This window comes from Rahnella sp. BIGb0603 (assembly GCF_024808755.1).
Taxonomy (GTDB): Bacteria; Pseudomonadota; Gammaproteobacteria; order Enterobacterales; family Enterobacteriaceae; genus Rahnella; species Rahnella contaminans.
The window spans coordinates 194,172-208,673 of sequence record NZ_JANUEX010000005.1 but is presented as its reverse complement, the minus strand read 5'-3'; the positions used below and the strand labels follow the sequence as shown (position 1 = coordinate 208,673).

The window sequence follows — 14,502 nt, the reverse complement described above, 5'->3', positions numbered from 1 at the left end:
ATTATCATTCATGAGCATTCTGCTCTTTTCTCTTTGGGGCTCCCATGAGCGACTCGCAGCAACGTCAATCAGTGCGCAAGCACCCCATGAAACTCAGCACTTCCGTAATTCTGATGATCAGCGCTGTGATTGCTTCCGTGCTGCTGGTTGTTCATCTGCTTTATTTTGTCCAGGTCAGCGATACCACGCGTGATGGCGTCAAAGATAAAGCGCTGGCTGTGGCGAGAACGCTGGCGGATTCCCCCGAAGTGAAACACGCCCTTTCCCTTTCTCCGGACAGCGGGATAATCCAGCCGATTGCCAGCGCCGTACAAAAGCGCAACGACCTGCTGTTTGTCGTTGTCACAAATATGGACGGCATCCGTTTCTCACACCCGAATACGGATGTGATCAGTCATCATTTTATCGGGGATGACATCAATCCCGCGCTGCTCGGCAACGAAAATGTCTCTATAAATAAAGGGACGCTGGATAAAGCGTTGCGCGTCTTTACGCCGGTGTATGACGATCATCACAAGCAAATCGGCGTTGTCGCCATCGGAATTTCGCTGGTAAAAGTCACCGAGCAAATTAATAAAAGCCGCTGGAGTATTCTCTGGACCGTGCTGTTTGGCATGATGGTTGGCGCACTGGGCACCTGGTTCCTGGTCAAAATGCTGAAACGCATTCTGTTCGGGCTGGAGCCTTATGAGATTTCGACGCTGTTCGAACAGCGCCAGGCGATGCTGCAATCCATCAAAGAAGGTGTGATAGCCGTTGACCAGGACGCACATGTGACGCTCATCAACCAGACCGCCCGCCAGATATTTCAGGAAACCGCCACGGACGTGGAGCCGAATGCGGATTCCCTGCCGCTTATCGCCAACCTGCGCGACGTGCTCAATACCGGCGTTCCGCGCCGTGACGAAGAGATTAACTACAAAGGTCGTTTGCTGCTGAGCAATACCGTGCCGGTGCGCAATAACGGCGGCATTATTGGCGCAATTTGTACCTTCAGGGACAAGACGGAAGTCAGCCAGTTGATGCAGCGCCTGAGTGGCATGGTAAACTATGCCGATTCGCTGCGGGAACGCTCGCATGAGTTTATGAATAAACTCCATGTGATACTGGGTTTGCTGCACATGAAAAGTTACGCGCAACTGGAAGATTACATTCTCAAAACGGCCAATAATTATCAGGCTGAAATCGGATCACTGCTGCTGAAAATCAAGTCTCCGGTCATCGCCGGATTCCTGCTGAGTAAAATTAACCGTGCCTCGGATACCCGGCATTTGCTGACGCTCAGCGACGACAGTCTGTTGCCTGATAACAACAATGAAAATCAGGTCGCGGCGCTGATCACCGTGCTGGGAAATCTGATCGAAAATGCGCTGGATGCGCTTGGTGACCAGCCGGACGGCGAAGTCAGCGTGCTGTTACATTATCAGAATGGCTCGCTGGCCTGCGTTGTCAGTGACGACGGACCGGGGATTACACCGGCGAACGTCGAGGCGATATTTGAGAAAGGTGTTTCATCCAAGGGTGATCAACGGGGTATGGGGTTGTTCCTTGCAAAACAGCAAGTTGAAAGCCTCGGCGGAACCATTAACGTGGAATCCGAACCCGATGTGTATACCCAATTTTTTGTACAACTTCCCTGGGATGGTGAGAGGACAAGTTCTTGATCAATGTGCTGATAGTTGATGATGATGCCATGGTAGCCGAATTGAACCGCTGCTACGTGGGCCAGATTGAAGGCTTCGCGTGCTGCGGTACGGCGTCGACGTTACAACAGGCGAAAGATCTGGTTTTAAATTCAGAACTGTCTATCGACCTGATTTTACTCGATGTGTACATGCAGCAGGACAACGGCCTGGATTTACTTCCTGAGCTGCGCGATGCCCGCCGCCCTATCGACGTGATCGTGATTTCATCTGCCGCCGATGCTGAAACCATCAAAAAATCGCTGAATTACGGCGTTGTGGATTATCTGATCAAGCCGTTCCAGTTTTCCCGTTTCGAGGAAGCACTGACGGGCTGGCAGCAGAAAAAAACGCTGATGGATAACCAGCAATATTACGAGCAGTCGGACGTTGACCGGTTAATTCATGGCAATAACCCGGCGGCGGTAGAATCCAAAAAGCTGCCGAAAGGCCTCACGCCACAAACGCTGCGCACGCTGTGCCAGTGGATTGACGAGCATCCCACGATGGAATTCTCCACCGACGAACTCGCCAGTTCAGTGAATATTTCCCGGGTGTCTTGTCGTAAATACCTGATATGGCTGGCACAGATGAACATCCTCTTCACCAGCATTCACTATGGCGTGACAGGCAGGCCAGTTTACCGCTATCGCTTACAGGCCGATCATTACTCGCTGCTTAAGCAATACTGCCAGTAATGTGATACTCCGGGTCCAGCGGCGTGAACGTAAACTGCCGCTGCGACGAGAAGATAATCTGCTGGTCTTTCGTGACAAAAACAGCCTCAATGTGCGGGACATTTTGCAAGTACCTGAGGCTTTTTTTCACGCCCATGCCGTAAAGCAGCGTGGTGTAGATATCACCGTCAATCGAATCATCGGAAATAATCGTCACGCTGAGAAGCTCATTATCCAGCGGATAACCGGTTTTCGGGTCGAGAATATGATGGTAACGCTGGCCGTCTAGCTCGAAGTACCGTTCATAAATACCCGATGTCACCACCGATTTGTTCGTCACGTTTATCACGCCAATCAGCGACTCCGGATCAGAAAATGGTTTTTTCAGGCCAATCGCCCAGGCGCCTTCAGCCCCTGCGCCCAGTGTTTGCACATTGCCACCCAGATTGATGAGCGCCTGAGTCACATGCTGTTCACGCAAAAAATCCCGAACCACGTCAGCAATATAGCCTTTGGCAATCGCGCCAAGATCAATTTCCATCCCCGTTTTATGCAGAAAAACGGACTGCGTTCCTTCGTCGAGGATCACGTCATGCGGATCCGTTATCTTCAGCAGCGCCTGTAAGTCAGTGGCAGCAGGCACGGTGTTGCCGCTAAAACCGATTTTCCAGCGCTTCACCAGCGGGCCGATGGTGAAATTAAAACTGCTGTTTTCCTGTACGCTCACGGCTTTCGCCCGGCTGATCAGGTCAAACACCGGTTTGCTGACGGCAACGGCGTGATTGCCTGCCGCATGGTTAACCGACATCACTTCAGATTGCTGGCGGTTAACCGTCAGTTTGTTTTCCTGAAGTTTGATGAGCCGGAAAACGTTGGAGGCCAGAGTTTCATTATGTTCAAACAGCTTGAGAAGAATGGGCGAACCCATTAAAACGGCGGAGTAAGCATAAACACGTTCGTCTGGTGTCATCAGATTTACCCAAAAGCAGGCCTTAAGACCTTAAAGAAGAAATGTGAAAAGCCCGCCCCACAGCGATGCGGGACAGGCTTTACGTTGAACTGAAACCATAATCTTACGGGTTACAGGCGCTGGCTTAGCGTTGCCAGACTCCGTACAACCGGAAGGAAAACGGTTTTTTATTGCATCGCGTATTTCGCTGCGTTCTGTCCAGCAAGAATACCGAAGATAATGATATCTGCAACGGCATTCCCGCCGATACGGTTGCCCCCGTGGATCCCGCCGACCACTTCACCGGCTGCAAATGCACCGCTGAGCACCTGTTTCTGAGCATCCAGCACGCAGGTATCGGTATTAATGGTTACGCCGCCCATGGTGTGGTGAACCCCCGGCGCGATACGGATTGCGTAAAACGGCCCCTGATTGATCGGATGACGCATCGCCGTTTTACGACCAAATTCAGCATCGTCTTGTTTATCCACCGCAACGTTGTAAGTTTCCAGCGTAGCGAGGAACGCGTCTGACCCCATTTCCAGCTTAGCGGCCAGTTCACGTGGCGTTGCTCCGCTGATAACGAAACCGCGCGCAATATACTCATCCGCGGCTTTGTTGTTTAAACGCACCTGCTCGTCGAAGACCACGTAGGCAAATTTCTCTGGCAGACCGATGATTTTTGCAGAAACTTTGTCGCGTGTTTCCATCTCATTGAAGAAGCGATGTCCCGCCTGACTGACCAGAATCGCGCCGCCGCCACGGATGGCTTCGGAAATCAGATAAGACGTTGTCTGTTCCACGGTGGGGTGAATTTGAATTTCACCCATATCAACGGTACCTGCACCGATTTTTTCCAGAATGGCGATACCGCCACCGGTCGCGCCTTTGTGGTTAGTGGTCACGAAACCGTCCAACTCGGGACGATATTTCACGACCATATCGCGGTTGGCGCTGAAACCACCTGTCGCAACAATCACGCTTCTGGCGTTTACCGTCAGCACTTCGTTTTCATCGTTGAGCAGTTCTACGCCCTGCACCGCGCCGTTGGTGTAACGGATTTCGGTCACGGACGTATCCAGCATCACGTCGATATTGCGTTTGTTGAGGTTTTTCACCAGGCCGCTTATCAGGAAGCCGCCGACTGCACTTCGGTCTGCCGGACGGTGTGTACGGTCGATGCTCATCCCGCCGGTAATGGTGATATCGCTTAGTTCAATGTTGTGTGCAGCCAGCCATTCGACGGCCTGCGGGGCGCGCTCGATGAATTCTTTCAGCAGTACGGTGTTGTTTTTAAACTGGCCGCCTTTCAGGGTTTCCTGATAGAACAGCTCTTTGCTGTCTTCAATGCCTTTAAGTTTTTGGAAACGGGTTTCCGCGGCGTTCATACCCACGGAGGCTTTGATGGTGTTGCCGCCGATGGTAGACATTTTCTCAACGATCAGCACTTTTGCGCCTTCATCACAGGCCTGAATCGCTGCCGCCAGACCGGCACCGCCGCTGCCAACCACCACCACGTCGTAGTTTTGCGGTTCGGAGAGGTTGCCGCCCTCTTCCAGCAATTGCGCTTTGCAGGATTTCGCTATGGCTTTGGATACCGCTTTCTTCACTGCCTCACTCTGTTCTGTTGCCCCCGTAACGGCGTCAACATGCGGGCTGTTTGCATCCAGAATACGTGTACGGATGATGTCGAAACTGGTGGTGAATTCCACATCCAGATCCGCACCGGCCTCCAGCACGATGTCAGAGATGCGGTCGGTTTCAAGACTGACGTTAATCGCCAGTTCACGCGCATTGTCTTGCACTTTTTCCTGGAAGATACCGGCTTTGAATTTTTTCGACGTCATGCTCATGTCGCGGATCATCGCGTCAACCAGCGAGAAGCGCCACAGCGGTTCAGGAATGGTCAGGGCTTCGCGCTGTGTGCTATCGATAAACAGCTCGAGTTTCTGGTCATTCGCAATACGGTCGGTCCAGTCCGGATAAGCAATGCAGGCTTTACCGATGGCAATCATGTCGTAGCCATGTTCCAGCGCCAGCTCCGCGTCGGCTTTATTCACAATACCGCCCACGCCCATCACCGGGATGGCCGCCAGCACCTCAGAACGCATCGCGACATATTTGTCGATAAGAGGCGTCGGGTCTGTGGTATCGACGATGGAAGGACGCAGCGAATAACCGAGGGAGAAATGAAGATAATCCAGGCCACGCGCCGCCAGCTGTTCGAGCAGGTACATCGTATCAGTGAAGCGAATGCCCGGTTCTTCGAGTTCTTCCGGCGAGAAACGGTAGCCAATAATGAAAGAGGAATCGGCGTATTTCTGCGCCATTTCATGGGTGATATCCAGCACCGCCAGCGGGAAGCGCGCGCGGTTTTCGCGGCTGCCGCCCCATTTGTCATTACGCTGATTGGAGTTCGGGGAGAAAAACTGCTGGATAAGGTAAGTATTCGCGCCGTGAATTTCCACGCCGTCGAAACCGGCCTCAATCGCGCGGCGGGTCGCTTCACCAAATTTGGCGATCATGCCATCGACTTCTTCGGCGGTTAACGCGGCCGGGGTTGCTGCACCGTCACGCGGAGCGGCCAGCGCACTTGGCGCAACCGGCTGCTGTCCGCCAATCAGTTTGGGTTCGCTCATGCGGCCGCCGTGATAAATCTGCAACAGCGCTTTGGAACCCTGAGATTTCACTGCTTCGGCAATTTTCGCCAGACCGGCAATTTTGCTGTCATTGTCGATACCAATAGCGCCCGGGAATGCGAGGCCTTTATCATCAACAAAACAACATTCCACGATAACGGTGCCGATACTGCCAGCGCGGGCACGGTAATACTCCACCAGTTCGCTGGTGACGGTACCATCATAAAAACCGGTGCAGGTGGTCATGGGTGCCATTAGGAAACGGTTTTTCAGTACGGTACCATTTGGCAGAGTGAACGGACTCAATAGCGGTTGGTTGGTGCTCATAATGATAACTCCAAATTTTAAGTATTAATTTTCTGAATTCTTTACCGGCCGCTATTTGACGAAATATGTGATTATTATTTGTGTTTTTTTTCGATGCCGGTCTGATGCTTTTAATATAGTTTTATTTTTAGCTTCAAAACCTCTTACATTAGTTTATTAACTATTTATCTATTAACCTAATGCCTGTTATATTAAAAATATGTTAACGCTAAAAATAAATAATCACATTCGTGTAAACTACGATCTTATTTGTATTTATATGATCAGATAACTATTACATCCGGGGCCGGCTTTCCCGCAAAAAATCAGAGATTTCGCCTGCCCGCAAGGCCAGAGGCATCCCTACAGTCAGGCTCACAGATGTGAATGACTCTCATTTATGAATACCTCTGTTTATGCAAGGGTTACATCCGCAAAGATACTCCCATCACCCCTTCCCGGCAGTTTGATTTAATAGCGTCTCTTCAGGGCATTTATTCATTCTAAAAATTAAACTGCCACCGTATTTTGTTGATCAAGATCAACAGTAATAAATAGGGAAAACGCATTATATAAACAATTCCTCCCTCTTAAGGGGAATGACATCTACCAAACACAAATAATAATAACGGGGCAGATTTTCAATAAGAAACGGGCAACGTTAAATAACTAAAAAAAGCAAAATAACTAAAAAAACACATAAGACATTTTACCTAAGCATCATCACAATATTCCTAACTACCTAAGATAAATATTATGAGCGAAATAACAAAAACTGCGGTGAAAGAGCCAGCGAAAAAAGCCGAATCCGGCAAAAAAAATCGCTGGATCTTTATGTTACTTCCCGTGCTGGTGGCGGTTCTGTTGCTGCTGGTTCCGACTCCTGATGGCCTTGAACCCTACGCATGGCACTTCTTCGCCATTTTTGTCGGTGTCATCGTAGGCCTGATCTTCGAGCCATTGCCAGGTGCCGTTATCGGCCTGACCGGCGTCGTGGTTATCGCCCTCTTCAGCCAGTGGTTGTTGTTCAGCCCGGCAGAGCTGGCGGATCCGAAATTTAAAATGGCTGCACAGTCCTTTAAATGGGCAGTCAGCGGTTTTGGTAACTCCACGGTCTGGTTAATCTTCGGGGCATTCATGTTTGCCGCGGGCTACGATAAGACCCAGTTTGGCCGCCGTCTGGCGCTGATCCTGGTGAAATATCTCGGTCGCCGCAGCCTGACGCTCGGTTATGCCATCACTTTCGCAGACCTGCTGCTGGCGCCGTTCACACCGTCCAATACCGCACGCAGCGGCGGCACGATCTACCCGATCATTGCCAACCTGCCCCCGCTGTACGGCTCAAAACCTAACGACCCGAGTGCGCGTAAAATCGGTTCTTATCTGATGTGGGTTGCGATCACTGCGGCATGTATCACCAGTTCGATGTTCCTGTCTGCACTGGCACCTAACCTGCTGGCGCTGGGCATCGTGAACAGCGTCACCGGGATCAACATTTCCTGGGGCACCTGGTTCATGGCGTTCCTGCCAGTCGGCTTGCTGTTGCTGCTGACTATGCCGCTGCTGGCCTACTGGTTCTACCCGCCGGAAGTCAAAGTGAATGACGAAGTGCCGAAATGGGCGACTTCTGAACTGGCTAAACTGGGCAGAATGTCCCGTCACGAAATTCTGCTGCTGGTCTTCGTATGCTGTGCGCTGGCGATGTGGATTTTTGCCGCCAGCTTCATTGAGCCAGCAATGGCTGCCCTGCTGGTCGTGGTTCTGATGTTGTGGACCGGCGTGCTGAACTGGAACGATATCACCAGCAACAAACCGGCCTGGAACACCTTTGCCTGGTTCGCCACGCTGGTTGCACTGGCCGACGGCCTGTCCCGTACTGGTTTCATTACCTGGCTGGGTAAAGAGGGCGCAGCGTTGATGGGCGGCATTTCTCCGGGCGCGGCGACTATCGCCCTGCTGCTGGCGTTCTACCTCTTGCACTATCTTTTTGCCAGCACCACCGCACACACCACCGCACTTTTACCGGCTATGCTGACTATTGGTGCTGCCATTCCGGGCATCAATATGCAGGTGTTCTGTCTGCTGATGGTGACGTCTCTGGGTGTTATGGGGATCATCACACCGTACGGCACTGGCCCGAGTCCGATTTACTACGGGAGTGGTTATCTGCCAACCAAAGACTACTGGCGTCTGGGCACCATTTTCGGTGCAATCTTCCTGGTCGCATTACTGGTTATCGGCTACCCGTGGATGGTGATGATGTTCTGAGGGTGCGCATAAAATCACCCACAAAGCATTAACAGAGCATTTACTGAAATAAAACAGTTAAACCACGTTGCCAGCCTGTGTATTTGGCTGGCAACATACGGAACGAATAGAAACGTCGCCGTGATTTTCCCGTACTCTTCCTGAAAATCGTTGTACCCGTGGCGGCCATAACGGATTAAGTGAGAAAACAATGTCGAATAAACCTTTCTACTATCAGAATCCCTTCCCCGTTTCCAAAGACGAAACCGAATACTATCTGCTGACCAAAGAGCACGTTTCTGTCAGCCAGTTTGACGGTGAAGATGTTTTAAAAGTCGCGCCCGAAGCGCTTACCCTGCTGGCTCAGCACGCATTTCACGATGCTTCTTTCATGCTGCGTCCTGCACATCAGCAACAAGTTGCCGCCATCCTGGATGATCCGGAAGCCAGCGAAAACGACAAATACGTGGCATTGCAGTTCCTGAGAAACTCAGAGATCGCCGCTAAAGGCATTCTGCCAACCTGCCAGGACACCGGCACCGCGATCATCATGGGCAAAAAAGGCCAGCGCGTCTGGACTGGTGGCAACGACGAAGCCAGCCTTTCCCAGGGCGTGTACAACACGTTCATTGAAGATAACCTGCGCTATTCCCAGAATGCTGCGCTGGATATGTACAAAGAAGTGAACACCGGCACCAACCTGCCAGCGCAAATCGATCTCTACAGCGTCGATGGCGACGAGTACAAATTCCTGTGCATCGCCAAGGGCGGTGGTTCAGCGAACAAAACCTATCTTTATCAGGAAACCAAAGCGCTGATCACCCCGGCGAAACTGAAAGGTTATCTGGTTGAGAAAATGCGCACGCTGGGTACAGCGGCCTGCCCTCCGTACCATATCGCGTTTGTTATCGGCGGTACTTCTGCCGAAGCCACGCTGAAAACAGTGAAACTGGCGTCAACACATTACTACGATGGCCTGCCAACTGAAGGCAACGAACACGGTCAGGCGTTCCGCGACGTACAGCTCGAACAGGAATTGCTGGTTGAAGCGAACAATCTGGGCCTCGGCGCACAGTTCGGTGGCAAATACTTTGCTCACGACATCCGCGTCGTCCGTCTGCCACGCCACGGCGCTTCCTGCCCGGTAGGCATGGGCGTTTCCTGCTCCGCTGACCGTAACATCCGCGCGAAAATCAACAAAGACGGTATCTGGATTGAGAAACTGGAAAGCAATCCGGGCAAATATATCCCTGAATCATTGCGTCATGCAGGCGAAGGCGAAGCCGTTAAAGTTGACCTGAACCGTCCGATGAAAGAAATCCTCGCGCAGCTATCTGAATATCCGGTATCAACCCGCCTTTCCCTGAGCGGTACGATTATCGTGGGCCGTGACATTGCGCACGCCAAACTGAAAGAGCGTCTGGATAACGGAGAAGGTTTGCCACAGTACGTTAAAGATCACCCGATTTACTATGCAGGCCCGGCGAAAACGCCAGAAGGTTATGCGTCCGGTTCCCTCGGCCCGACCACCGCAGGCCGTATGGATTCCTACGTAGATCTTCTGCAATCAAACGGCGGCAGCATGATCATGCTGGCAAAAGGCAACCGCAGCCAGCAAGTTACGGATGCGTGTCACAAACATGGCGGCTTCTATCTGGGCAGCATCGGCGGCCCGGCAGCGGTTCTGGCTCAGCAAAGCATCAAGAGCCTGGAATGCGTTGAATATCCTGAATTAGGGATGGAAGCCATCTGGAAAATTGAAGTAGAAAACTTCCCGGCGTTCATCCTGGTGGATGACAAAGGCAACGACTTCTTCCAGCAGATTCAGCAAAACCAATGTGCTAAATGCGTGAAGTAATCGCATTGCAGTAAAATAAAAGGCTCGCCTTAAATGGCGGGCCTTTTTTATCAGCTCAGGTCACTGCATTTCCCGCGCTAAGACATCATAAAAATCACGATCCCTTCCGTCACAATTCCGAGTGCAGTGCCGATGAGAATGGAAGACGACGCGGATTCCACGTAGGTATCGCTGCGCACCGCAAACATTCCGGCGGCAATCGCCGACGGCGTGGCACCGATAATCACCACCTGCTGCATCAGCGTATGGCTCAGCCCAAATGCTATCCCGGCGGCGGCCATGATGGCGGGCTGAATGAGGTTCTTCATCCCGATGTTGGTAAACGTATGGATATTTAGCGTCGGACGTTCGCCGAAGAACAACAGCCCCAGCGCGAATAATGAAATCCCCCCTGCCGTTTTCCCCATCATTTCAACCGAAGATGACAGCAGTTCCGGGATTTTGATCCCCGCCAGACTCATGATGACCCCGAGAACCGGGATCCACACAATCGGGTTTCGCACCGCTTTAAATAGATTGGTCAGAATCATTTTGCCCAAACTACCCTGCCCGGTCAGTTCACTGTCTTTATCCCCCATGCGGATCAGAACGATCGTCAGCGGGATCATCAGTACGCTGGTGATCAGGTTGCCGACCAGCACGCCGAGAAAACCTTCCGGCCCGATAAGCACGGCCAGAACCGGCGCGCCGAAATACGCCATATCCGGAAACGCACAAACCAGCGACTGAATGGCGCTGGTTTTTATGTCGTGCCGGAACAGAAACCGCGAGATGCACAATGTCAGAAGATAAGATCCCATCAGGCCAATCACCAGCACAGCCATAAAGGATAAATTCTGTATTTTGGAAGGATCGGTGTGTAATGCGCCGATAAAAAGATGTAATGGCAAAGCAAAACGAATCACCACGGTGGCTAATACCGTTGCATCGTCCCGTTTCATATAACCGAGCTTCCCGCTCAGCCAGCCTAAAACCATAACAAAAACTAAAGGAAATAAAGAGGATAAGAGTAAAGTTGGCATAATCAGACCTTTATCTTTTTTATTGTTAATTGAAGAAAGAAAAATAAAACCGCGAGCCTTTATATTATTTTCACTTAGAGGTAATTGTGATAGTGCTCACATCTGTTTATTGGATAAGAATAACAATAATTACTTAATTATAAATTACATAAAATTCAATGCGTTACACTAATATCAATTATTTAACTTAAGTTCAGAGTCATTTTATTACTTACGTTGAATTATTCTGAAATATCCAACAACACACTGAAGTCTTTCATCACTAAGTAAGTATTTAAATGCTTTTGTAATTTGTGTAACCAGAACCCTCCTCACTCGCGTGATATAAAAACAAGACAATAATAAATACTATTTCCGGCTGCTGTGCGCCATTGTCTTTATTTCCCATTCACTCCAATTCGATTGTTTATAGGATTTTACTGCGAGGGATCCTGAGGCGAAGAAATAACGCCCGGGGAAATCACTGAGTACAAACTCTAAGGCTTAATGATGTTAAAAAAACGCCCACTCTACACGCATTACACCGGTTCGCTGTTACTCGAAAATCCGCTGCTGAACAAAGGGTCGGCCTTCAGCCGCGAAGAACGTCTCGCGCTTAATCTGAATGGATTGCTGCCAAATCAGGTTGAAACCATCAGCGAACAGACCGACCGTGCATACACTCAATTCTCTGAATTCAAACGTGATATCTCCAAACACGTCTATCTGCGCAATATCCAGGACACCAACGAAACACTCTTCTATAACCTGGTGAATTCTCATCTGGAAGAAATGCTACCGATCATTTACACCCCGACCGTTGGCGAAGCCTGCGAGCATTTCTCTGATATCTACCGCCGGGCGAGAGGGTTGTTTATCTCCTACCCAGACCGCGACCACATTGATGAAATGCTGCAAAACTTCTCCAAGAATGACATCCGGGTGATCGTCGTCACCGACGGCGAACGCATTCTGGGGCTGGGCGATCAGGGCATCGGCGGGATGGGTATTCCTATCGGTAAACTGTCGTTATATACCTCCTGCGGCGGGATCAACCCGGCCAATACGTTGCCGATCATGCTCGACGTCGGCACCAATAATGCGCAGCGCCTCGATGATCCGCTGTATATGGGCTGGCGCCACCCGCGCATTACTGACGGTGAATACAATGAATTCATGGATATGTTCATTCAGGCGGTAAAAACACGCTGGCCGGACGTATTACTTCAGTTCGAGGATTTCGCGCAAACCAACGCGATGCCCTTGCTGGAGCGTTATCGCGAAGAGCTTTGCTGCTTCAATGATGATATTCAGGGCACCGCCGCTGTCACGCTGGGCTGCCTGATTGCCGCCAGCCATGCCGCCGGAACGCAACTGCGCGACCAGCGCGTCACTTTCCTTGGCGCGGGTTCTGCCGGCTGCGGTATCGCAGAAAAAATTGTTGCGCAGATGATTGCCGAAGGCGCTACGGAAGATGAAGCGCGCAGCCAGGTCTTTATGGTGGATCGCTTTGGCCTGCTGACGGATGACATGCCGAACGTGCTCGGTTTCCAGCGCAAGCTGGTCACGCGCAAAGCCAACATTGCCCACTGGAAAGTCGATGCACAAAATATCTCTTTACAGGATGTTGTGCACAACTCCAAACCGACAATACTGATTGGCGTTTCCGGGCAACCGGGGCTATTCACAGAAGAAATCATCCGTGAAATGCACCACAATTGTCACCATCCGATCATCATGCCGCTGTCGAATCCGACATCGCGCGCTGAAGCCCGCCCGCAGGATGTGATTGCGTGGACAGAAGGCGCCGCGCTGATGGCCACCGGCAGCCCGTTTGCCCCTGTGCATTATCAGGACCGCACCTACCCGATCCCGCAATGTAACAATGCGTATATCTTTCCCGGTTTAGGTTTAGGGATCCTGGCCGCCAAAGCGCGTCGCGTTACTGATGGAATGTTGCTGGCCGCCAGTCAGGCGCTGGCGAGCTTATCTCCGCTGGCAACCACCGGTAAAGGTTCGCTGTTACCGGCTATTGCCGATATTCAGCACGTGTCGAAAGTGATTGCCGCCGAAGTCGCCCGTGTGGCGCAGCAGGAAGGTGTGGCGCCGGAAATATCGCAAGAGACACTGCAAAATCGTCTTGATACTGAATTTTGGAAGCCAGAATACCGTTCTTACAAGCATTCATCGTTCTGATCATTTTGTCTGGCCGGAGAGATACCGGCCATTTTTTAATTCTGAAGTAGATCCGGGCAATAAACGCTAAAGCCCGGCATTTTGCGGATTATCAAAACCAACGCGCCCTACAAACGGCAAACGCAGCGCCGGATTTTTGAAATCAATTCCCAGATTCAGCCCTAACACATTCACTTCAACACCTTCTTCAACGCCAAGCGTGACGCCCAAAAGCCCCAGCACTGAAACCTGCACACCACGCCCTGAAGGTGGCAAACCGATCGGGTTTGTGATGCCGCGATAATCTTTGCCAATGGCGTTAGACGGCATATCAAGTTGGAGATCCGGCACTTCGCGGCCAATGTGCGCCATAAATGTGTTGCTGTTGGGCCCCGGCCACGCGTGATAGGTATGCGGATACGGATAACGTTTAATCGCCGCGACAATATTGGGGATCATCGCTTCTGCCTGAGCCCCGCGATGATCGACCAGTAATTTGGGCTTTGACCCAAACCAGTAACCGTCAGGGAGGGCATAATTGCGGCGAACAACGTCCGTGCTGCCCCAGCTAATGACGTCATAACGTGTATACGCCGTTTCGCCTTCACGTTTAAAAATAATCCACGGATGTACCGCCACCAGCCCGCGCCAGCCATAGGTCGGCGCGGCATATATCTGGATAATTGCAGTACTGCGTAGTCTGACCGGATCCGGCGCAATACCCGCAGAGTCACGACGCGCCGTCGCCCAGTTCTGACTGGCAGGCTCTGTTTTAGTGTGCGACGCCCTGGCATAACTGTAACCAAAGGACAGCAACAAAATTCCTACAAAACATAGAATTATCCATTTAACGGCCATTTTTTCACTCACTCTTGTCAGCCATTTCGAAAGAACAACAGTACGCATTCATTACAAGGCTGGCAACGTGAAAGTCTGGCCCTTTGGGAAACCTGATTTGTGAGCGCCCT

General features: G+C 51.2%; 9 protein-coding genes. 5 read left to right on the top strand and 4 right to left on the bottom strand.

Annotation, left to right across the window (positions count from 1 at the left end):
- Positions 1-44 precede the first annotated feature (44 nt).
- Both M2403_RS15120 and dcuR read left to right on the top strand, forming a co-directional pair.
- Complete coding sequence (locus M2403_RS15120; RefSeq protein ID WP_259229839.1) at positions 45-1,664, top strand: sensor histidine kinase; 1,620 nt, start codon at positions 45-47, stop codon at positions 1,662-1,664.
- A complete protein-coding gene (gene dcuR / locus M2403_RS15115; protein WP_152323879.1) occupies positions 1,661-2,380 on the top strand; it encodes a two-component system response regulator DcuR in 720 nt (239 codons plus the stop codon). Before M2403_RS15120 ends, dcuR begins: the two co-directional genes overlap by 4 nt.
- Here the strand turns inward: dcuR and M2403_RS15110 are convergent.
- Both M2403_RS15110 and M2403_RS15105 read right to left on the bottom strand, forming a co-directional pair.
- Positions 2,361-3,329 (bottom strand): FAD:protein FMN transferase, encoded by a 969-nt coding sequence (locus M2403_RS15110; RefSeq protein WP_259229837.1) that lies wholly within the window; start codon positions 3,327-3,329, stop codon positions 2,361-2,363. The genes dcuR and M2403_RS15110 overlap by 20 nt on opposite strands.
- Before the next feature lie 167 nt (positions 3,330-3,496).
- Entirely contained in the window at positions 3,497-6,274 is a 2,778-nt protein-coding gene (locus M2403_RS15105) for a flavocytochrome c (RefSeq protein WP_259229836.1), read from the bottom strand.
- Positions 6,275-7,009: 735 nt separating this feature from the next.
- Here M2403_RS15105 and M2403_RS15100 point away from each other — a divergent pair.
- Together M2403_RS15100 and fumA are read left to right on the top strand one after the other, a co-directional pair.
- Complete coding sequence (locus M2403_RS15100; protein WP_259229835.1) at positions 7,010-8,521, top strand: anion permease; 1,512 nt, start codon at positions 7,010-7,012, stop codon at positions 8,519-8,521.
- 190 nt (positions 8,522-8,711) lie between these two features.
- On the top strand, positions 8,712-10,358 hold the full coding sequence (gene fumA / locus M2403_RS15095) for a class I fumarate hydratase FumA (protein WP_152323875.1): 1,647 nt from the start codon (positions 8,712-8,714) through the stop codon (positions 10,356-10,358).
- A 77-nt stretch (positions 10,359-10,435) separates the two neighbouring features.
- Here fumA and M2403_RS15090 read toward each other — a convergent pair whose 3' ends face one another.
- Positions 10,436-11,380, bottom strand: coding sequence for an AEC family transporter (locus M2403_RS15090; RefSeq protein WP_152323874.1), 945 nt, complete (start codon positions 11,378-11,380; stop codon positions 10,436-10,438).
- A gap of 489 nt (positions 11,381-11,869) precedes the next feature.
- Between M2403_RS15090 and M2403_RS15085 the strand changes: the two genes are divergently transcribed.
- Positions 11,870-13,555, top strand: coding sequence for an NAD-dependent malic enzyme (locus tag M2403_RS15085; RefSeq protein WP_371819785.1), 1,686 nt, complete (start codon positions 11,870-11,872; stop codon positions 13,553-13,555).
- Positions 13,556-13,621: 66 nt separating this feature from the next.
- Here the strand turns inward: M2403_RS15085 and M2403_RS15080 are convergent, their stop codons facing one another.
- Positions 13,622-14,392, bottom strand: a complete 771-nt coding sequence (locus M2403_RS15080) for a DUF3750 domain-containing protein (RefSeq protein ID WP_259229834.1) — start codon at positions 14,390-14,392, stop codon at positions 13,622-13,624.
- Positions 14,393-14,502: the final 110 nt, after the last annotated feature.